Consider the following 20,562-nt stretch of genomic DNA (forward strand, 5'->3'; position numbering starts at 1 on the left):
ATTGAAAACCGCCAATTACTGGCGGTTAAATTAACGCGCAGAATGCAGTTCTTTAAGAATTCTTTTGCCGATGTCGGTTTGTTGTAGTTGCCAAATAATAAATCGGCTGTCAACGTGCACTGAGCGACTAAGTTCAGGATCATAATACCAATCCGCTAATAGATTCTCTTGCACGCCAGCAAACATAACGCCCACTAGTTCACCATTAGCATTAAAAGTTGGTGCGCTACCATAACCACTGCAGCTATCAATGTTGCTAAGAAAGTTTACAGGTATATCGGCTACACGCACTGCTATATCTGACGTTGCCACAACGCTTTTGTTATTGTCTTGAGTTTTTAACAAACCCTTTAACCGACTAAATGGCTGGTACCAAACGGCATCCATCGGCTGGTAGCCACTTACCTTACCAACACTAAAACGTAAACTACCATTAGTTTCGGCGTAGGTTGCTTGTCCTTTAGCATCATTATAGGCGAGTAATATTTCCATCACTGCGGCTCTAACGCTCGCCATTTCTACTTGCAACTGCTCGCGCTCATTTTTAAGCTGTATCGCGGTATCATGCATAGCTACGGCAAAACTTAACAACGGGTCGTTACTTTGCTGAAACTGCTCGACGCTTCGGCCCAACCAAGCTTCACGCTGGTTTGCATCGGTTAAGCTGGTGCCGCGATACATTGCAGAAAGTTTATGCCGTACTATTTCGCGGTTAAAACCATCACTCAACGCAAAATACTGATCTAAAGCAGGTAGGCGTTGTGCTTTGGGCAACTGTGCATACTGACCAAGAAAATGTAGCGCTAGCTCCATATCTACTCTGGCATCGAATTGGTTATCTATGTTGTTTAATTGCTGTCGCAATAACTTTAGTTGTTGTCGCCCCGGCTGCAATGCTTGCTTGTATAGTTGAACCGCTAACGCAGGTAGCTGCGCGTATTTTAAGTAATTTAATACCAGATCACGCCGCGCAGCTGCTTGCTGTTTAGTGAGTAATAACTGTAACTTTTCTAGCACTGGAGCATAGAGTTGTTGGCGAACTGGACTACTGTTTATCCAATTAAACACCTCTTGCTGTCGCTGCTGCTTAACAGGTAATAACGAACTGCGTTGATAGTGTTTTAATAAACCTTGTATTTGCACTAGATTTTGTTTGAATTCACTCTGCATTGCATGGTACTGCTTCGCTCGGTCGCTACCTTCAGGCGCTAACTGCTCAATTACCGCGCTAGACTGTTGTAAATATACCAGAGCATCGGGCAGTAACTCTTCAAAGTTAAATTGCACCTCAGCGGCGCTGGCATAGCGCTGACTATGCAGTGAAAAACTTGGTGACAACACCAGCTCGTCCTCTTTCACACCTTGTGTCGACAACCGGACAAAATCCGATTTATAAGCTACGTTTTCTTGCGAATAGCTTGCGCTTTGCTGTTTATTGCCGACATAGGCACGCAGCAGCACGTAATCTGCGCCGTAGCGTGGCCAGTTTTGCTCGCTAATAGTCGGAGCGGTTATCGCGGGGTGATACACTAAACGAATATCAGTCAGTACCTTATACTTGTGCAAATAATATTCTAAGCCATTGTGTAAGCTTACCAACTCACAATGCAGTGCTGACTGCTGGGCGCAGTTAGTTAATAACTCTACTTTTAATTGCTGAAATTTAATATTGCGTGCTTGTACCGAGCTTTCGGTATTGAGCTGGCGGTTAATCGCGACGGTTACATCTTGGCTTTGCTGTAATAAATGCAGTTGAAGATTGGGGATCGGCTGTTCTACATCATTGCTCGAAATTAACTTAGTACCCGTCGGCGCATTTAAATAAGCCGCTACACAGTGATAGCTTGTGAGTAACAAACCAGTTTTTGACACAAAGGCGGTGCTGCAATTGTCTATCCGCCCCGTCACCGCTTGTAAATGCTGCAATGATAAGCTGTGCGGTAAGCTGATATTTAAACCATTTAACTCGCTGCTGTTGGCTTCCAGCTGTCGCGGCAGCCAGAACCCCTCTTCAGCACTAACAACTGTGCAATAGAGTGAAAGGCTTAGCAGCGCAAGGCTTACTATATTTTTCATAACAAAGAATTGGTTACTCATGACGCGCAGACGCTATCATATTCTGCATAAGGCTTTAGTGTGCTTGCGGTAAAACGCCAAAATTTGCGGTAACTGTGCTATAGCGGTGAACATATGTCGACATTACTTTAGCGGCTGACTAAACTACAATCGGCTATTTATTGAAGCAACCTATAATAACATTACCAATAGCACGACGGATGATTGGCAAGGGATGAGCATAGTATCAATGAGAACCTACATTATTAAGTTATGCTTTGCACTTGCTTTGCTAATAAGTTGGCACTCACTAGCATTACAACAGCATGGCACACCACTACTTAGCAACTTCAAACCCAAAGATTATAACGGCGGCACGCAAAACTGGGCATTGATCCAAGACCAGCGTGGTGTTATTTACGTTGGCAATAACGTGGGTATATTAGAATACGACGGCGCTAGCTGGCGTATGATCCCAACCAGCAACAAAGCGGTGGTAAGATCCTTAGCATTAGCTAATAACGGCAGAATATATGTTGGCGCCAAAGGTGAACTAGGTTATCTCGATATAGATCCGGTTTCTGGCACACATTATATTTCCTTACTAGAGCGCATCCCGCCAGATTACCGTAACTTTCAAGATATACGACAAACCTTTACCACCGACGAAGGCGTGTATTTTGTTAGTCGAAATTATATCTTCTATATCACGCCAGACAAAGTTGAAGTGTGGACTAGCAACAGTGCCTTTCTCAAAGCTTTTTATCTACAGCAGCGCCTTATTGTACGCGAAGCAGGCACGGGCTTACTGCAATTGCATAATGGTGAATTTAGCCCAGTACCGGGTGCAGACCTCTTGGCTAACATAACAATATCTATGCTTGAAGTTTATAATCAACACACGTTGCTGGTCGGCAGTCGTAATGGTGAATTATTCTTACTAGACAACAACGGCAGTAAACGCTGGCATACCGATATTGACGACACATTAGCGCACGCATCACTTTATACCGGTATACGCTTAAAAAATGGTGACTTTGCCCTTGGTACCTCTGAAGCCGGTTTATACATTTTAACGCCAGAGGGTAAATTAAAAAGTCATATCACCAGCGAGCTTGGCTTGGTTGATCAAAATATTCGTGCGTTATATCAGGATCACCAACAAGGTTTATGGTTGGCATTAGATCACGGCTTAAGCAGAGTTGACCTAGCCTCAGCCATATCCTACTACAATAACACTAGCGGTTTACAAGGTAATGTGCTGGCACTACATCATCATCAAGGCAGTTTATACGCTGGCACTAGCCTTGGTTTATTTCGCAAAAATGAACAAAATCGTTTTGAAATCTTTAGCAAATTGTCAAAGCAAACCTGGGACTTTATTAGCTTTGAGCAACAGCTGCTGATTGCGAACAGTAATGGTGTTTATGCACTAAACCAGCAACAACTTAATTTAGCGCGAGCATCAAACCAAGCCAGTAAAGTGTTGTACCAATCAAGATTAAACCCGCAACGGGTATTTATAGGCCTACAAGATGGCCTAGCAAGCATGCGCTTTGAACAGGGAAACTGGGTCGATGAAGGTTTAGTACCCGGTGTTAGTGGTAATTTAAACAGCATACTAGAGACAGAAGACGGCGAACTCTGGCTAGGTACACTTGCAGACGGCGTACTAAAAATAAACTTACCGCAAGACTGGCAAGGCGGCAACGCTGTGCCATTACCAGTAAAAAAATTCGGTAAAAATAATGGTCTACCTAGTAAAAACCGTAACTCTGTACATTGGTATAACAACGAGCTACTTATTGCTACTGTTGCCGGTTTTTATCGGTTTGATAATACCGCACAAAAATTTAGCTTAGATAATCAGCTTGCCGCCGCCTTTCGTGGCTCGCAGCCTTGGGTGCGTTATCCGCAACCAGATCAAGATAATAACTTATGGCTACTAACCTGGGACAACGATACCGGCCGCCGACAAGCCGGTGTGTTATTTGCGGATAGTAGCGGCTTATACCGTTGGCAGGCGTCAGCACTTAAGCCATTAGAAGATATTCCACTAGACCGACTACTCATTGACGAGCAAAACGTAATTTGGTTTGGCGGTGCGGAAGGTGTATTTCGTTTTTCATTAAATGAACATCATGACTTACCGCCTAAGCCTCCTTTACTTCGCCAGTTACGCTCTATAGACGGTGCAGCATTATACTCCGGCGGTGCTATACCAGAGCAATTACAGCTTAACGCTGACAACAATAGCCTAAGGTTTGAATATGCTAGCCCTAATTTCAGCCATCTGTTTCAGCCACAGTTTCAAGTAAAGCTACGAGGCCATGATGATAACTGGTCAGGTTGGAGTAACGAGTTGTACCGCGATTACACTAATCTTGCTGGCGGTGAATATCAATTTATGGTGCGCAGTCGCGATCATCAAGGTAATTTGCAGCTATCAGGCCAGCTAAATGTGCATATCGCCTCACCCTGGTATCTCAGTACCTCGGCACTCATTATCTATGTATTGTTTACGCTAATGTTACTTTACCTACTATTCAAATGGCGCATTCACCATTTACTAAAAGAAAAACAGCAACTAACGGCATTAGTAGAAGAACGCACAGCGCATTTACAACACGCCATGGCACAGTATAAACACGCAAAACAAAGTGCCGAAAGCGCGACGCAAGCCAAAGGTGAATTTTTGGCAAATATGAGCCACGAGCTACGTACACCATTAAATGCTGTATTAGGTTTTTCTGAACTGGCGCAACAAAGTGACGACTTAGCCACTCAGAAAAACTACCTAGGTAAAATTATCGCTTCAGGAAAAATATTATTAAGCATTATTAACGACATACTCGATTTCTCAAAAATTGATGCGGGCAAACTAATACTAGAAGAGGTGCCATTTAATTTACGTGATACGCTAACACAGGTAACCGAGATGTTTAGCGCTCAACTGGCACAAAAGCCACTGACGTTTACTTTGGCCGTAGCAGAAAATATACCGCAGCTACTGATCGGCGATGCGCTTAGGTTGTCGCAGGTATTAATTAATTTATTAAGTAACGCAATTAAATTTACCGAGCAAGGTGAAATCCAGCTAAGCATAAAAGCGAAGCACTCTGCTGCAGGCTGGCAGCTGGATTTTGCGGTTAGTGACACCGGCATTGGTATTACTGACACTCAACAACAACTGCTATTTACAGCGTTTAATCAAGCCGACAGCTCTATTAGCAGAAAATACGGCGGTACCGGGCTTGGCCTAACCATTTGTCAGCGACTTATTTCATTAATGGGCGGCAAGCTGCAGGTTAACAGCACGCCGTTAAAAGGCAGTACTTTTAGCTTTAGCTTACTATTTGAACCGGCAACTGAAGACCAAACTGCAGTAATAGCAGAAGAAAAACCTTTAACCATAGCTACTGCAGCTAAACACACTATTTTGCTGGTAGAAGACAATTACTTTAACCAAGCACTGGCACAAATTATTCTACAAAAACTGGGCTATCAAGTACTAACCGCAACATCAGGCGAGCAGGCATTAAAATACCTTGAACAGCATCAGGTTTCACTTATTTTAATGGATATTGAAATGCCGGGTATTAATGGTTACGACACCACCAAGCAGCTACGACAAACAGCAAGGTTTAGTACCATACCGGTAATAGCAATGACGGCGCACGGTTCTGACACCACTGAATTTAGCGCTAAACAAGCCGGTATGAATGATCTATTACTTAAGCCTATAGAAGCAAATGCACTAGCCGAAATAATAGCGAAATGGCTAAGCTAAGCTTAATTTAAGGATAGCTAAGGTCCAATAATTCAGCACAGCAGTAACGATTCGGTAAGTGTTGGTTTAGCTCGGTAAAATAACGTAGTTGTAGTTGCTTATACCAATTGTCTAACATCACGCTAAGCAGCGCTTTATCAAAAGCTCTTTGCAAAGCGACATCACGAAAAGCCGCACGATATAAGGTTGAGCTAAATAGCTCATGCACTATGGTTTGCGTTTGCATAGCGCTGTTTTGTAAGCGTTGCAGCAACCACACCTATCGGTGTGATTGCTGCAACGCTTACCATAAACTTCAATAACTAAGCACTAAATAGTAGCTATTGCTTAACGTAAATTTGGCCCTAACCAGCTTTGAGCTTGCTCTAATGTCCAGCCCTTTTTCGCGGCATATTCGGTTAGCTGATCATCGCCAATTTTACTTACCGCAAAATATTTGGCATCTGGGTGAGCAAGGTACCAACCACTTACCGCCGCACCAGGCCACATGGCATAGCTTTCGGTTAGCTGCATACCAATTTGCGCCTCAACATCAAGTAACTGCCACAAGGTGCCTTTTTCTGTATGTTCAGGGCATGCAGGGTAACCCGGTGCTGGGCGAGTTCCTTGGTACAATTCGCGAATAAGCTGCTCATTATCTAGCGTTTCATCCGCAGCATAGCCCCAATATTCGCGTCGTACTTTTAAGTGTAGATATTCTGCCAAGGCTTCAGCTAACCGATCAGCTAGCGCCTTAACCATAATACTATTGTAATCATCATGTTCGGCGGCAAACTTTGCGGCTAATTCATCGGCACCAAAACCGGTGCTTACCGCAAAGGCGCCAATGTAATCGTTAACACCACTGTCTATCGGTGCAATAAAATCGGCTAAGCTGCAATTAGCGGCATTATTGCGCAGTTGTAGTTGTTGGCGCAGATTATAAAGCCGTGCTCGTTCAGTGCTTCGGGTTTCGTCGGTATAAATAACGATATCATCACCGTCACTATTTGCCGGAAACAAACCAAAAATAGCTTTACCGCTAATATGGCCATCGTTAATCATACTATCTAAAATAGCGTTAGCATCATTAAAAACCCGCCGTGCTTCCATACCAACTTCAGCATGATTTAATATGCTTGGGTACTTGCCCGATAATTGCCAGGTGATAAAAAATGGTGTCCAGTCAATATAGTCACGTAACAGGTTTAAATTAATATCTTGCCATAGCTGAACACCCAGTTGCTTTGGTGCAGGTGCAACCTTGGTTAAATCTAGCTGAAACCGGTTAGCTCTGGCTTCAGCCAACGTTAACAACTTTTCGCCGGGTCGGCTGCGCGCGTGTTGCTCACGTACTATTTCATATTCGTGTTTTATTCGGCTTAAATACTCAGCTTTGTTGTTAGCAATAAGCGACTGCACCACAGATACACTGCGTGAAGCATTAGATACGTACACTACGCCGTGCTGATAATTCGGCTCAACTTTAACCGCAGTATGCGCTTTTGATGTGGTAGCACCGCCAATCAATAACGGCACGGTATAACCTAAGCGGGTCATCTCTTTGGCAACATGCACCATTTCTTCTAACGATGGCGTAATTAGCCCAGATAAACCGACGATATCGACGTTTTGTTCTTTGGCTACACGCAGCAACTCGGCACAAGGCACCATAACGCCCAGATCTATCACCTCAAAATTATTACACTGCAGCACAACACCAACAATGTTCTTACCGATATCGTGTACATCTCCTTTTACTGTCGCCAGCAGCACTTTAGCTTGCGCCCTACCGCCTTCTTTTTCCTGTTCAATGTAAGGCTGTAAATAGGCGACCGCCTTTTTCATGACTCGGGCTGACTTTACCACCTGCGGTAAAAACATTTTACCCTCACCAAACAGGTCGCCAACCACGTTCATGCCGTCCATTAACGGACCTTCAATAACGTGCAGAGGCTTTTGTGCTTGTTGTCGCGCGTCTTCAGTATCTATTTCAATAAAATCGGTAATACCTTTAACTAAGGCATATTCTAAGCGCTTATTTACCGGGAAACTGCGCCACGCATCATCGGTTTTTTCTGCTACGCTGCCATCACCTTTAAACTGTGCTGCTATTTCTAGCAACCGTTCGGTGGCATCGTCGCGGCGGTTTAAAATAACATCTTCAACCCGCTGTTTTAATAGTGGTGGAATATCATCATATACCGTCAGCTGGCCAGCATTAACAATGCCCATATCCATGCCAGCAGCAATGGCATGATATAAAAACACCGAATGAATAGCTTCGCGTACGGCATCATTACCACGAAATGAAAACGATACGTTAGACACTCCACCTGATATCTTGGCGTGCGGGCATAAGCGTTTAATTTCACGAGTTGCCTCAATAAAATCAACAGCATAATTATTGTGCTCTTCAATACCCGTTGCTACGGCAAAAATATTCGGGTCAAAAATAATATCTTGCGGCGGAAAACCTATTTGTTCAGTAAGAATGCGATACGCACGCTGACAAATTGCAACTTTACGTGCTTTAGTATCAGCTTGGCCCTTTTCGTCAAAAGCCATAACAACAACCGCAGCGCCATAACGTCGTAGCAAGCGGGCTTGATATAGAAATAACGATTCACCTTCTTTTAGCGAAATAGAGTTAACAACGGCTTTGCCCTGAATGCATTTTAGCGCAGCTTCTATTACTTCCCACTTTGACGAGTCGACCATAATAGGTACGCGAGAAATATCGGGCTCTGATGCCAGCAATTGCAAATAGCGCACCATCGCGGCTTTGCTGTCTAGCATTGCCTCGTCCATATTAATATCAATAATTTGTGCGCCGCTTTCTACTTGCTGCCGTGCAACATCTAGCGCAGCTTCAAAGTTGCCAGCTAAAATCAGTTTTTTAAATTTGGCCGAGCCGGTAACGTTAGTGCGTTCACCAATGTTAATAAATCGTGCTTGCTGCTGCATTACCACTCCACCGAAAAGGCTTCAAGCCCGGCTAAATTAAAACTATGGCTTACCGCTTTAGGTTGCCTAGGCGCCAAATGCTTTACTGCAGTATAAAGTGCCTTAATATGTTCGGGCGTGGTGCCACAGCAACCGCCAACAATGTTAACAAAACCTTGCTCGGCCCAATCGGCAATTTCGCGCGCCATCTCAACCGGGCCGAGATCGTACTCACCAAATTCATTAGGCAAACCCGCATTAGGGTTGACCGATACATAGGCCTCAGCTATGTTTGCAAGTGTTTCAACGTAAGGCCGAAGTAAATCCGGCCCTAGCGCGCAGTTAAGGCCAAAACATACCGGCTCAACATGCGCCAGCGAGTGATAAAACGCTTCTGTAGTTTGCCCTGATAAGGTGCGGCCAGAAGCGTCAGTAATGGTGCCAGAAATCATTACTGGTAATTTATAACCTAGTTCATCAAACACCTTTAGTACGGCAAAAGCGGCAGCTTTGGCATTTAAGGTATCAAAAATGGTTTCTAACATAATAATGTCGGCACCACCGGCAATTAGGGCATGAGTGGCTTCAGTGTAGGCGTCAACTAATTGGTCAAAGCTAATATTACGAAACCCCGGATCATTTACCTTTGGCGAAATAGACGCGGTGCGGTTAGTTGGCCCTAGCACGCCGGCAACAAAGCGTGGTTTATCTGGTTGTTGCGCGGTAATTTCATCACAAACTTTACGCGCTAATGCGGCAGCTTCGTGGTTAATACGCGCCGCTAGCCGTTCCATTTGATAATCGGCCATGGCAATGCTGGTAGAGTTAAAGGTATTGGTTTCGATAATATCTGCGCCAGCTAATAGGTATTGCCGATGAATATCAGTAATTAACTCTGGCTGCGATAGCACTAATAAATCGTTATTACCCCTAACATCGCAGGGCCAATTGGCAAATTCTTCACCACGAAATGCGGCTTCATCTAAACAATGTTGCTGGATCATCGTACCCATAGCACCGTCGAGAATTAAAATACGCTCAGCCAGCAACTGGCGAAATTGATTTGGCGTTAATCGTGCTGTCATAAAATACTCGATACGTTAAGCCGTTTGGCCAATTTGTTGTAAATCAAAGGGCGTGGCTTGGTACACATAATAATTAAGCCAATTACTAAATAATAAAAAAGCATGGCTTTGCCATAACTTAACAGGCCCCTGCGCAGGATCGTTATTGCGATAATAATTTTCGGGAAATGTTGGCGAGACACCAGAGGCAAGATCACGCTGATATTCATCGTCTAAACTGGTTAAATCGTACTCAGGATGCCCAGTAACAAACACCCGGCTACCGCTAGTGTTTTGTAATAGATACGCACCAGTAACATCGGCTTCGGCTAAAATATGTAAGTCATCATGCTGCTGATACTTTTGTTTTGCTACCTGAGCATAGCGCGAATGTGGCACTAAAAACTCATCATCAAAGCCGCGTACTAACGGACTTAACGGCTGAGAAACTTGCTGCCAATATACGCCCGATAATTTGTCCCCACGTATTTCACGTTGCAAACCATAATATTGATATAACGCAGCATGCGCAGCCCAACACAAAAACAGCGTTGAAGTTACATGTTGATCAGCCCAGCGCAATATATCGCCAAACTGCTGCCAATACGTAACATCTTCATAATCAACTAAGCCTAACGGCGCGCCAGTAATAATTAAGCCATCGTAGTTTTGCTGTTGCACTTCAGAGAAGTAGCGATAAAAGCAGTTTAAATGATTCGATGGTGTATTTTTACTCACGTGGTCATCAATACGTAATAGATCGATATCAACCTGCAGCGGGCTATTTGCTAGCAAACGTAGTAGTTGAATTTCAGTAGCTATTTTATTTGGCATTAGGTTTAAAATGGCAATTTTTAGCGGACGAATATCCTGTGTTTGTGCTCTACTTTCGGTCATTACAAACACATTTTCTGCCAGCAATGCCTCTACTGCGGGTAATTGGTCGATTACTTTAATAGGCATGGCGCAACTCGGTTAGGCTTTAATAGCGTTACTTTGCGCAAAATAACAGAAAATGTCAACATCTAAACGTTTAGACGTCTAAAATAAAATTGTGTTTTCCTCCTGAATTGGTATTTAGGCTAAACGTGCAATAAAAAAGCTAGGCAGAACCTAGCTTAATATAACTAATTAAAACAAGATTATTCAGATTTTAACGCAGCTGCGCCGCCTTGCTGATTTTGCAACAGCATACTTTCTACTGCGCTAATAAAATCTTTATCATCAGGTTTAGTCCGGCTGCCAAAGTGCACTACACTTTGCTCGTCAGCACTGACTAAATATTTATTGAAATTCCAGCTTGGTGTTTCACCGGTTTTAGCAATTAACGCTTTAAAAATCGGGTTAGCATCATTGCCTTTAACTTTTGAACTGGCAAACATTGGAAATTTTACGCCGTAGGTTAAATAACATACCTCAGCCGTTTTTTCCGCATCGTCATATTCTTGTTTAAAACTATCTGACGGAAAGCCTAATACCACTAATCCTTGATCTTTATATTTTTCATACAAGGCTTCTAACGCATCAAACTGTGGGGTAAAGCCACATTTGCTAGCCGTATTGACTACTAGCAAGGTTTTACCTTTAAAGGTATCACACAGATCAACACTTTCACGGGTGTTAAGTTGTTGCATTGAGTGGCCAAGAATATCACCACACTGATTTGCCATTGCCGGCGCAGCTAACATGGCAGCGGTCAAAGCTACGGCACTTAATAATGTTTTCATTGTTATCTCCGGTAAAGCTAAATGTTTAGCTGCTAATGAGTGTTATAGCAGGATAAGTTGTACGTATACAGAACCTAAACCGATCTCTGGTTAACGCTAGACTAAAAACGATAACGCAATTTAAATCGAACAGTACGCGGCTCCATTGGGTGTGAATGCCGATCTTCAACACCGGCTTGATCTTCGCCAGGTAAACGTGATGCATAAAAGTAGTCAATATCGCTGTCTTTACTATCAAGCATATTTAATAACTCTAACGCCAATTGCCATTGTTGAAATTGATAATTATAACCGGCGTTAACAACAGTACTAGCACCAGAGCGCTGCAGGTTAAAACTATCAAGCGTACGCTTACCAAAGTGGCGTAAGCGTAAACTAACTTGCCAAGGGCTATCGGCTTTGTAAATTAGCCCCATGCTTAACACTACTGGCAGCGCACCATCAATATAGTTACCTTCATCTGGGCTTTGCTCGGTAAAACGCGAGTGCGTTATAGCCAGCTCAGTATCAATACTCCAGTTATTACTAAACCAGTAATAAGCGGCAAGTTCAATACCATAGCGCTTTGACGCTCGGCTAGGTTCATTATTGCCGGCATCGCCAACATATAATAGCTCAGAATCTACCTGTAACTGCCATAACGCTAGTGACGCATTAAAAGCACTGTAGTCGAAAAAACGCAGGCCTAACTCGGCACCGTTACTGCGTACCAGTAAATCAACCGGTGCGATATCGTCTAGGGTTACGGGATCAAGTGTTGCGGTCGCGCCACGCGCATCGTTAGAATGAAAGCCTTGTCCAGCATTTAAATATAACTGCCAATTAGGTAAAAACTGATAGCTCAACCCAGCTTTAACCGACACTATACCATCAGATGCCGAGCCGCTGTTGTCTGCTAAATTACTCTCAACATCAACGTTAAAATAGTCATAACGCAAGCCTAAGTGCGCGTTCCAATCGCTATTTAGCTGTAACCTAGTTTGGCTAAACAATGCCGCCGAACCTTGTTGCACGGCGTCGTTACGCACGGTATTTAAGCGAGCACGCTGTTTAGTGTTATACAGGCCTACCTCGCCGATATCATCAGCCCGTAATTGTAGCCCAACCACATGCTCGACAGCGAGCTCGCCTAATTGATGATGCCAATGATGGCTTAACTCACCGCCGTAGACCCAGCGCCGGTCTACCTGTTCAAACTGATCGCCATTTATCGGATCTTCAAGAAAATAGGTAAAATTAGACCATAAATCCATCTGTGCTTTTAGCGCATAAACATTCCACTGCCAAGCATCGCTATACCAACTTGCCGACACACTATAACGCGAACTGTCGCCACCTAAATCAGTATCTAGCGAACCAAACTCGTTAATTAAGCCTTGTTCTACAGCGCGTTGCGGGATCTGATCAGCGGAGTTCCAGTTATTGTCATACGCCATCAGCATTAGCGCTAACTGGCCAGAACCCAGCGCCTGGCTATAACGTGCTTGCAGAATTCTGTTACCGTAAGTGCTAACTGCGGGTTATATAGACTGATAATACTACTAAATTTATCATAAAATTTATGTGTTTATAGTGCGGTTAGCTGCCGTATTGCGGCTAAAATACCACTAAGTACGATATAGCGTAGTACCAGCCTATTTTCTTCCATAAATGTTTACGCTTTAACCACTAACAAACTGCATTAACCTGTCATACTAAAACAAATTTAAGGTGTGTTTTTTTGGCTATCCGCTATTATCCGCTTCCTTTTTCTGGCGGCAGTTTTATGCTTAGCCAATGCTATTGATACAGAGAATATTATGCGTATTTGTTTTTTAATGTACCCGTGGGAAAAAGTTGATCCAGACGGCGATAGCACTATTCGTATGATCCACGAAGCAGTAAGTCGTGGGCATACGGTTGCTATAACCCACGCCACTAATTTAACCGTGCGCGACAGCATTGCCATGGCATTTTGCAAAGTGTTTGTTAAAGGGCAAAAAGTATCAAATAACATTGCCAGCTTTTATCGTAATGCTCAATTTAATCAACAAAAGCTGCCGCTAGCGGCCTTTGACACTATTTTTATTCGGCTTAATCCGCCGCTTGATCCAATAGTGTTGAATTTTCTTGATTCAGTGCGTGAAGATACGTTTATTATGAATGACTTAGATGGCGTGCGTATTGCCAATAATAAGATGTATACCGCGTCACTACACGACCCTAACAATGAGTTTATACCGGTAACACACGTATCAAAAAATAAAGATTATTTGGCTCGTGTGCTGGCTGACTCACCTAACGACAAAATGATTTTAAAGCCGCTTAATGGCTACGGCGGTAAAGGTGTTATTTTATTAGAGAAATCAGCGGCACAAAGTGCACGCTCACTGCTCGATTTTTATATTGGTGATCAAGAGCGTGGCAATTACGTTATTTTACAAGAATACGTAGAGGGTGCAGAGCTGGGTGACATTCGTATTTTAATGTTAAACGGTAAACCTATTGGCGCAATGCGCCGTATTCCTCCAGCAGATGATATGCGCTCTAACGTACATGCCGGCGGCACTGTTGTTAAGCATCAGCTTAGCGATCAAGAAAAACGGCTATGCGCCCACATTGGCCCGAAGCTGGCACGAGACGGTTTATTTTTTGCTGGTATTGACGTTATCAACGGAAAATTAATTGAAGTTAATGTAATGAGCCCAGGCGGTATTGCCCGAATAAACCGTTTAAACGGTGTACGACTACAAGAGAAAGTTATTGATTTTATTGAACAAGTAATAGCAGGAGAAACTCAAGTCTCAGCACGTAAACAGGTGTTTCGCCCACTACTTAGTGAAGCGGAAGCGCTTATTTGAAAAATTTTTATCGTGTTTAACAAAATAATTCACTGTTTTTAATTACTAAAATTCTGTAAATAGGCAAAAAAATATTCGAGGTGTGCTTATGTCACAGGTAGACAGCAACGAGTTTGAACTAGATGATTTGGCTGATGATGTTGAGATCATCAAAGATTTATCACCCAAAGACACTAAATCTAAACAAAAACTGGAAGCTCGGCGGCGTATTGACGATTTGCTAGAGCAAAAAAGGTTACGCCAAGCGTTAGACGACTGGGATTTAGAAGACGAAGAAATTTAATCTATAAAAAAGGGCGCTAAATGCGCCCTTTCTAATTACTACAACCAAACTTAGCCGCGATATTTCTGCATTACCAGCGTAGCGTTTGTGCCACCAAAACCGAAACTGTTCGACATTACTGTATTCAGTTCTGCTGGTGTTGCGGTTGTGACAATATTTAGCCCTTTAGCGGCTTCGTCTAGCTCACCAATATTAATTGATGGCGCGATAAAGCTATGTTTCATCATTAATAATGAGTAAATAGCTTCGTGCACACCCGCCGCACCCAATGCATGTCCGGTCATGGCTTTAGTGGCACTTATTGCGGGTGATTTACCGGCAAATACGTGCTGAATAGCACCTAGCTCTTTTACGTCACCTACTGGCGTGCTGGTACCATGGGTATTAACGTAATCAACTTCTGCATCAACACCCTGCATGGCCATTTGCATGCAGCGTATTGCACCTTCACCGCTTGGAGCTACCATATCAAAACCGTCTGAGGTTGCACCATAGCCTACTACTTCGGCGTAAATTGTCGCGCCACGAGCCAATGCATGCTCTAATTCTTCTACAACCACCATACCGCCGCCGCCGCTAATAACAAAACCATCACGGTTGGCGTCATAGGTGCGTGAAGCCAATTCTGGCGTGTCGTTATATTTAGTAGACAGTGCACCCATGGCATCAAATTCCATCGCCAGTGTCCAGTGCACTTCTTCGCCACCGCCAGCAAATACCACGTCTTGCTTACCTAACTGAATTAGTTCTACGGCGTGGCCAATACAATGCGCACTGGTGGCACAAGCAGAACTAATAGAATAGTTAACGCCTTTAATTTTAAAAGGGGTCGCTAAACACGCAGAGCAGGTGCTAGACATGGTTTTAGGCACTGCATAAGGGCCAACCCGCTTTACGCCTTTTTCCCGCAGTATATCCGCAGCTTCTACTTGTACCTTTGACGATGCACCACCCGAGCCGGCAACGAGCCCAATGCGCGGGTGAGAAATTTGCTCTTCGGTAAAGCCCGCGTCAATCATAGCTTCTTGCATGGCAAGATAAGCAAAAGCCGCAGCATCAGCCATAAAGCGCATAGCTTTACGGTCAATTAATTCGCTTGGGTTAAGTTTAATATTACCCCAAACTTGAGAACGTAAACCAAGCTCAGCAAACTCTTCTGAACGGGTAATACCTGAACGTCCAGCTTTTAACGACGCCAGTACTTCGTCTTTATTATTACCGATACTGGATACGATACCGATACCTGTGATTACAGCTCTTTTCATGCTTTCTCCAACGGACCAAGCTATCGCCGGTCGCTTAAAATGATATTGCGCGCTATTGTACGGAATTTGCCATCAAAAGTGGTCAGCTTTCAGCGCACACTTGTACTCTATTTTTAATATAGCGGTTGCTTAGGGTAAACTACAAGCTGAATTTTGCGTCAGGTTTGCAATCTATGTCTACGCTTAGCAATGCTAAAATACACTTTAATGAACAAGGTACGCCAGTTGCGTCGCTGTTTGACGACGTTTATTTTTCTAATGATGGCGGCTTGGCAGAAACAGACTACGTGTTTTTGCAGCAAAATGGCCTGCCACTGCGCTGGCAAAGCCATGCTGATACCGCATTCCATATTATTGAAACCGGCTTTGGCACTGGCGCAAACTTTTTGCTTACTTGGCTGCGGTTTCGCCAGTATCGACAAAGCTTGCCAGCTGCGCGATGTCAGCGCTTATATTTCAGTAGTATTGAAAAGTACCCATTAAGCCATACTGATTTGCGCCGCGCACTAGCAGTGCACGCCGAGCTGTCTGAATTAGGCCTGCTACTGCTAAAAAGCTACCCGCTTTGTGTTGCCGGCTGTCACCGACTTAGCTTTGATAATGGCACTGTATTGCTCGATTTATGGTTTGGCGATGTTAATAGCCAGCTACCACAACTAAATGCCAAAGTGAATGCTATTTATCTTGATGGTTTTGCTCCCAGTAAAAACCCCGATATGTGGCAGCCGCCATTGTTTAATGGCCTTGCTCGACTAAGCACCGCAGGCACTACACTAGCAACCTTCACCGCAGCCGGCTTGGTAAAGCGTGGCTTACAAGATGCGGGTTTTACGGTTGAGAAAGTAAAGGGTTTTGGCCGTAAACGCGAGATGCTTAGCGCTTATATGGCAAAACCGGCTAAGGCGGTTAACGCAGAAATAAGCGGCGTTACTATTATTGGCGGTGGGGTAGCGTCATTTTGTCTGGCTCTAGCATTACAGCAGCGCGGTATTGCCGTGCACCTTATTTGTGAGGACCAAAGTGTAGCCTTACAAGCTTCACAAAATAGACAGGCAGCGGTATACCCCAACTTGCACGCCCACATCACCGATGAAAGCTTATTGCACGTACAGGCATTTTTGTTTGCGCGAAACTTCTATCAACACTGGGCAAAGCAAGGGCTAGACTTTGCCATGGACTGGTGCGGCGTGCTGCACCTTGCATCCAATGAACAGCTAGCTCAACGCCAACAAAAATTTATTGAAAAAGCACTGTATCCTACTAGTTTAGTGTGCGGGGTTAGTGCCACTGAAGCCTCTGCCATAGCCGGTTTAGCCGTCCCCCATTCAGGTGTGCATATCCCATTAGGCGGTTGGCTTAGCCCGCAACAGTTTTGCCTAGCCGCACTGGCCTATCTAAAACAAAGTAGCTCATTTCAAATTAGCTTTAATTGCCAAGTAAGTGCAATAACCCAACAGCAACAGCATTGGTTGCTCACTACCACAGCGGGGAATGTTAATGCGCAGGTTCTAGTATTGGCAACCGGCAGTAAACTCGCTAGTTTTAGCCAAACGGCAGCCTTGCCACTGAATAAAATTCGCGGCCAAGTTAGCCATGTTCAGCAAGCCGCTATGGCACCACTGCAAACCGTGCTTTGTCATAACGGCTATATAACGCCACAGTGGCAAGGCATACATTGCTTAGGGGCAACTTTTGACCGCCATGCAACAGTAGCCGAGGTAACCGCAAAGGATAACGTCGAAAACTTGCAGCAAGTAAATGAGCAATTGCAACAACCTATATGGCTTTCCCAGGCGAAGGTTATTGGTGCTACAGCCTCTTTTCGCGCGTCATTTCCAGGTAGCATACCGGCAATTGGCGCTATTAATAACAGCGCCAATTTATATATACTGGGCGGAATGGGCGCTAGAGGTATAATGTTGTCACCATTATTGGCAGAATTAGTTGCTTGCCAAATTTGTGCAGAACCTCTACCGTTAAGCCAGCAGCTTATTAGCAAATTAAGTGCTTCGCGCTTTTATAAAGAATGATATAAAGGATACTATTATGCGTTTAGTCGCAGTATTTAGCTTAACCCTTTTGCTAGGGCTTTTTAGTAGCATAAGCCATGCGAAGGACTTCTATCAGATACCCTTACCGACTGATGCGCGCGAATTTGCTCGTTTAGATAGCAAAATGCCGGCGGTAATGAGCTTTTTTAGCCAACAAAACGCGTCTGATTTACGTGAATACTATATTCAACAATTAGGGCAACCCAACAGCGAACAAACCCTGTACGGTCGCGAAAATTTGTATTTCACGGTAAATAATAAACAGGTACGCATTTTAATTTCTAGCCGTAACAATTGGCGTCAAGTAGACATTATGGTGCAAAACTAAGCCTTAAGGCTTAGTTAGCTGTAACACAACCCTACGGTTAATTTTTCGCTCTAGTGCTGTATCGTTCGGCGCTACGTGTCTACGCTCACCAAAGCCCTCTACCTGCACCCTCTCTTCTGCCACTCCAGCGGCAACAAAAAAACGTTTTACTTTCTCAGCACGTTTTACCGACAGCTGTTCGTTCATCCAACGCCCACCATAACTATCGGTATAGCCTTGAATTTCAATAAAATCTATTTCTGGATCATATTTTAAATATTCAGCAATTTGGCCTAAGCGCCGTTCTGATTCGCGTGTTAGCTCGTCACCACCGGTTTCATAGCTTAATACCGTAAACGCAATATCATCAAAACCATAGGGTAATAATTGAGAAATGCACTGATTAAATTGCTGGTACGACTTGGGAAATTGCACTGGGTTCATTGCCGCAACAACTTTGTCATAGGGGCTGTACCAGTCGCTAAAGTAAAACGTTGGGCTAAAGCCATGCTCTAATTCGGTTAATAACGTCCATGCGGCCTTTTTCGGCAACTCCCCATTGTATTGTTTTAATAACTTCATACTCGCCACGGCTTTGCTTGGCTCACCGGGACGCCACGCTGGCGGCACCGACAACACTTCAGCTAAACCGTAATGATCAGGTAAACGCTGCATTTGTAATTCAAAGTCTAAATTTAAGCCTTTGCTGGCTATACTGCGAAATACCGCCTGACCAAACTGCGGAATGTCGTGTTGCAATTGGCATTCTAGTGGTGTGTTTTTACTTAACGCCCACATAGACTGCTCAATAGTGGCAGAATATTGACGCAGCTGTGGCTGAGCAGCCACTGACGCTGTTAGCAATATCAGGCTAGACGCAATTAATGTTCGCATTTTCTGGCTTCCCACTACATTAGATACTCTTTTAATGACTTACCACTAAAGCTAAGCAAACACTATGCCGTAACAAGACGCTAGCGTAATTTTTTGGCATAATAGCCGTTCATGGATAAAATGGCGATGTTATGACCGAACCAATATCTCAGCTTGCACAGCGCTTTCGAGGCTACTATCCAGTAGTTATCGACGTAGAAACCGCAGGCTTTAATGCTAAAACCGATGCTTTGTTAGAAATTGCCGCCACCTTGTTGGATATGGATGATGCAGGCAATTTAGTGCCGCTTAAAACCCTACATTTTCATGTGGACCCTTTTGAGGGGGCAAACTTAGATGCTAGCTCACTGGCTTTTAACGGTATAGATCCATTTAACCCACTACGCGGTGCGGTGCCAGAGCGAGAAGCAATAACACAAATATGTAAAGCCGTGCGCAAAGCTCAAAAAGATGCAGGCTGTCAGCGTAGCGTCATCGTTGCGCACAATGCTGCTTTTGATCAGGGCTTTTTTAATGCAGCTATCGCGCGGTTAAACTACAAGCGCTCGCCGTTTCACGCCTTTGTATCTTTTGATACCACCAGTTTAGCCGCGTTAGCATTAGGCCAAACTGTACTAGCTAAAGCTTGTCATGCTGCAGGTATAAAATTTGATAATAAAGAAGCGCATAGTGCACTTTATGATACCGAGCGTACTGCGGAATTGTTTTGCTACATTGTGAATAGCTGGAAACAGCGTGGCGGCTGGCCGTTATCGCGGGCGCTAACACAAGAAGATGCTGGCGACAGTGAGCCTACGGCAACATCTGGCTTTGCTGATTAAACTCAAGCTTAACTAAGCAAAAAGGCCGCTGTTGCGGCCTTTAGTAGCGTTAAGATGCTTATTCTTCAACGGTATCCGTTTTATGTTTATCAGCTGTTTCTTTAATCAATGGCTGCAATTCACCACGCTGAAACATTTCTAAAATAATATCACAACCACCAACCAACTCGCCGTCTACCCATAGCTGTGGGAACGTGGGCCAATTAGCATATTTTGGTAACTCGGCGCGGATCTCCGGATTTAGCAAAATATCAACATAAGCAAACTGCTCACCGCAAGAGATAAGCGCTTGTGATGCCTGTGCAGAAAAGCCACAACTTGGGAACTTAGGAGAACCTTTCATAAATAATATAATAGGGTTTTCAGCAATTTGCTGTTTAATTTTATCTAGCGTTTCCATTAACACCTCACAACATTCGTATTTTCAGATTGGCTAACATTTTACGTGGTTCTGTTGCCGCTAACACTTGAGATTTGTAAAAAAAAACCCATATATATGCGACAGCTTAACGTACTGATCAAGACCACCTATAATACCAG

At 43.9% G+C, this 20,562-nt stretch carries 16 protein-coding genes; 6 read left to right on the forward strand and 10 right to left on the reverse strand.

The features are described 5' to 3' along the window. Positions 1–30: 30 nt before the first annotated feature. Positions 31–2,097: a S46 family peptidase gene (locus E0Z06_RS11225; protein WP_132584704.1), complete on the reverse strand. Its 2,067-nt coding sequence runs from the start codon at positions 2,095–2,097 to the stop codon at positions 31–33. Between the two features lie 208 nt (positions 2,098–2,305). Here E0Z06_RS11225 and E0Z06_RS11230 point away from each other — a divergent pair, with 208 nt between their 5' ends. Next, complete coding sequence (locus E0Z06_RS11230) at positions 2,306–5,845, forward strand: hybrid sensor histidine kinase/response regulator (RefSeq protein WP_132584706.1); 3,540 nt, start codon at positions 2,306–2,308, stop codon at positions 5,843–5,845. Positions 5,846–5,852: 7 nt separating this feature from the next. Here E0Z06_RS11230 and E0Z06_RS11235 read toward each other — a convergent pair whose 3' ends face one another. From E0Z06_RS11235 to E0Z06_RS11260, 6 genes are all read right to left on the reverse strand, one after another. Next, positions 5,853–6,071, reverse strand: a complete 219-nt coding sequence (locus tag E0Z06_RS11235; protein WP_132584708.1) for a hypothetical protein — start codon at positions 6,069–6,071, stop codon at positions 5,853–5,855. 101 nt (positions 6,072–6,172) lie between these two features. Beyond that, a complete protein-coding gene (metH, locus tag E0Z06_RS11240; RefSeq protein ID WP_132584710.1) occupies positions 6,173–8,791 on the reverse strand; it encodes a methionine synthase in 2,619 nt (872 codons plus the stop codon). Then, positions 8,791–9,855, reverse strand: coding sequence for a homocysteine S-methyltransferase family protein (locus E0Z06_RS15885; RefSeq protein ID WP_132584712.1), 1,065 nt, complete (start codon positions 9,853–9,855; stop codon positions 8,791–8,793). Before E0Z06_RS15885 ends, metH begins: the two co-directional genes overlap by 1 nt. A 15-nt stretch (positions 9,856–9,870) precedes the next feature. Further along, positions 9,871–10,797, reverse strand: a complete 927-nt coding sequence (gene metA / locus E0Z06_RS11250) for a homoserine O-succinyltransferase (RefSeq protein ID WP_132584714.1) — start codon at positions 10,795–10,797, stop codon at positions 9,871–9,873. A gap of 179 nt (positions 10,798–10,976) precedes the next feature. Further along, the gene (locus E0Z06_RS11255; RefSeq protein WP_132584716.1) at positions 10,977–11,561 is read right to left on the reverse strand and encodes a glutathione peroxidase; all 585 of its coding nucleotides are present in this window, start codon (positions 11,559–11,561) and stop codon (positions 10,977–10,979) included. 101 nt (positions 11,562–11,662) lie between these two features. Next, positions 11,663–13,003, reverse strand: a complete 1,341-nt coding sequence (locus tag E0Z06_RS11260) for a TonB-dependent receptor (RefSeq protein WP_165907397.1) — start codon at positions 13,001–13,003, stop codon at positions 11,663–11,665. Positions 13,004–13,360: 357 nt separating this feature from the next. On the opposite strand from E0Z06_RS11260, the gene E0Z06_RS11265 reads away from it, so the two are divergent. After that, a complete protein-coding gene (locus E0Z06_RS11265) occupies positions 13,361–14,401 on the forward strand; it encodes a glutathione synthetase (protein ID WP_132584718.1) in 1,041 nt (346 codons plus the stop codon). An 88-nt stretch (positions 14,402–14,489) separates the two neighbouring features. Then, positions 14,490–14,684: a hypothetical protein gene (locus E0Z06_RS11270; protein ID WP_132584720.1), complete on the forward strand. Its 195-nt coding sequence runs from the start codon at positions 14,490–14,492 to the stop codon at positions 14,682–14,684. 50 nt (positions 14,685–14,734) lie between these two features. Here E0Z06_RS11270 and fabB read toward each other — a convergent pair whose 3' ends face one another. After that, the gene (fabB, locus tag E0Z06_RS11275) at positions 14,735–15,949 is read right to left on the reverse strand and encodes a beta-ketoacyl-ACP synthase I (protein WP_132584722.1); all 1,215 of its coding nucleotides are present in this window, start codon (positions 15,947–15,949) and stop codon (positions 14,735–14,737) included. A gap of 173 nt (positions 15,950–16,122) precedes the next feature. Here fabB and mnmC point away from each other — a divergent pair, with 173 nt between their 5' ends. Further along, entirely contained in the window at positions 16,123–17,979 is a 1,857-nt protein-coding gene (gene mnmC, locus E0Z06_RS11280) for a bifunctional tRNA (5-methylaminomethyl-2-thiouridine)(34)-methyltransferase MnmD/FAD-dependent 5-carboxymethylaminomethyl-2-thiouridine(34) oxidoreductase MnmC (protein ID WP_132584724.1), read from the forward strand. A 16-nt stretch (positions 17,980–17,995) separates the two neighbouring features. After that, entirely contained in the window at positions 17,996–18,328 is a 333-nt protein-coding gene (locus E0Z06_RS11285) for a hypothetical protein (protein ID WP_132584726.1), read from the forward strand. A 3-nt stretch (positions 18,329–18,331) separates the two neighbouring features. On the opposite strand, the gene E0Z06_RS11290 is transcribed toward E0Z06_RS11285, so the two are convergent. After that, on the reverse strand, positions 18,332–19,201 hold the full coding sequence (locus E0Z06_RS11290; RefSeq protein ID WP_132584728.1) for an OmpA family protein: 870 nt from the start codon (positions 19,199–19,201) through the stop codon (positions 18,332–18,334). A gap of 131 nt (positions 19,202–19,332) precedes the next feature. Between E0Z06_RS11290 and rnt the strand changes: the two genes are divergently transcribed. Further along, positions 19,333–20,022, forward strand: coding sequence for a ribonuclease T (gene rnt / locus E0Z06_RS11295; protein ID WP_132584730.1), 690 nt, complete (start codon positions 19,333–19,335; stop codon positions 20,020–20,022). Between the two features lie 58 nt (positions 20,023–20,080). Here rnt and E0Z06_RS11300 read toward each other — a convergent pair whose 3' ends face one another. Then, on the reverse strand, positions 20,081–20,422 hold the full coding sequence (locus tag E0Z06_RS11300) for a Grx4 family monothiol glutaredoxin (protein ID WP_132584732.1): 342 nt from the start codon (positions 20,420–20,422) through the stop codon (positions 20,081–20,083). Between the last annotated feature and the right edge of the window lie 140 nt (positions 20,423–20,562).

Origin of the sequence: Rheinheimera sp. D18, assembly GCF_004345025.1 — a bacterium.
In the GTDB taxonomy this organism is placed as follows: Bacteria; Pseudomonadota; Gammaproteobacteria; order Enterobacterales; family Alteromonadaceae; genus Alishewanella; species Alishewanella metallidurans.

Bases quoted from the DNA above. Each gene is read 5' to 3' on its own strand.
- E0Z06_RS11225 (WP_132584704.1), bottom strand. From the start codon at position 2,097: ATGAGTAACCAATTCTTTGTTATGAAAAATATAGTAAGCCTTGCGCTG.
- E0Z06_RS11230 (WP_132584706.1), top strand. From the start codon at position 2,306: ATGAGAACCTACATTATTAAGTTATGCTTTGCACTTGCTTTGCTAATA.
- E0Z06_RS11235 (WP_132584708.1), bottom strand. From the start codon at position 6,071: ATGCAAACGCAAACCATAGTGCATGAGCTATTTAGCTCAACCTTATAT.
- metH (WP_132584710.1), bottom strand. From the start codon at position 8,791: ATGCAGCAGCAAGCACGATTTATTAACATTGGTGAACGCACTAACGTT.
- E0Z06_RS15885 (WP_132584712.1), bottom strand. From the start codon at position 9,855: ATGACAGCACGATTAACGCCAAATCAATTTCGCCAGTTGCTGGCTGAG.
- metA (WP_132584714.1), bottom strand. From the start codon at position 10,797: ATGCCTATTAAAGTAATCGACCAATTACCCGCAGTAGAGGCATTGCTG.
- E0Z06_RS11255 (WP_132584716.1), bottom strand. From the start codon at position 11,561: ATGAAAACATTATTAAGTGCCGTAGCTTTGACCGCTGCCATGTTAGCT.
- E0Z06_RS11260 (WP_165907397.1), bottom strand. From the start codon at position 13,003: ATGCTGATGGCGTATGACAATAACTGGAACTCCGCTGATCAGATCCCG.
- E0Z06_RS11265 (WP_132584718.1), top strand. From the start codon at position 13,361: ATGCGTATTTGTTTTTTAATGTACCCGTGGGAAAAAGTTGATCCAGAC.
- E0Z06_RS11270 (WP_132584720.1), top strand. From the start codon at position 14,490: ATGTCACAGGTAGACAGCAACGAGTTTGAACTAGATGATTTGGCTGAT.
- fabB (WP_132584722.1), bottom strand. From the start codon at position 15,949: ATGAAAAGAGCTGTAATCACAGGTATCGGTATCGTATCCAGTATCGGT.
- mnmC (WP_132584724.1), top strand. From the start codon at position 16,123: ATGTCTACGCTTAGCAATGCTAAAATACACTTTAATGAACAAGGTACG.
- E0Z06_RS11285 (WP_132584726.1), top strand. From the start codon at position 17,996: ATGCGTTTAGTCGCAGTATTTAGCTTAACCCTTTTGCTAGGGCTTTTT.
- E0Z06_RS11290 (WP_132584728.1), bottom strand. From the start codon at position 19,201: ATGCGAACATTAATTGCGTCTAGCCTGATATTGCTAACAGCGTCAGTG.
- rnt (WP_132584730.1), top strand. From the start codon at position 19,333: ATGACCGAACCAATATCTCAGCTTGCACAGCGCTTTCGAGGCTACTAT.
- E0Z06_RS11300 (WP_132584732.1), bottom strand. From the start codon at position 20,422: ATGGAAACGCTAGATAAAATTAAACAGCAAATTGCTGAAAACCCTATT.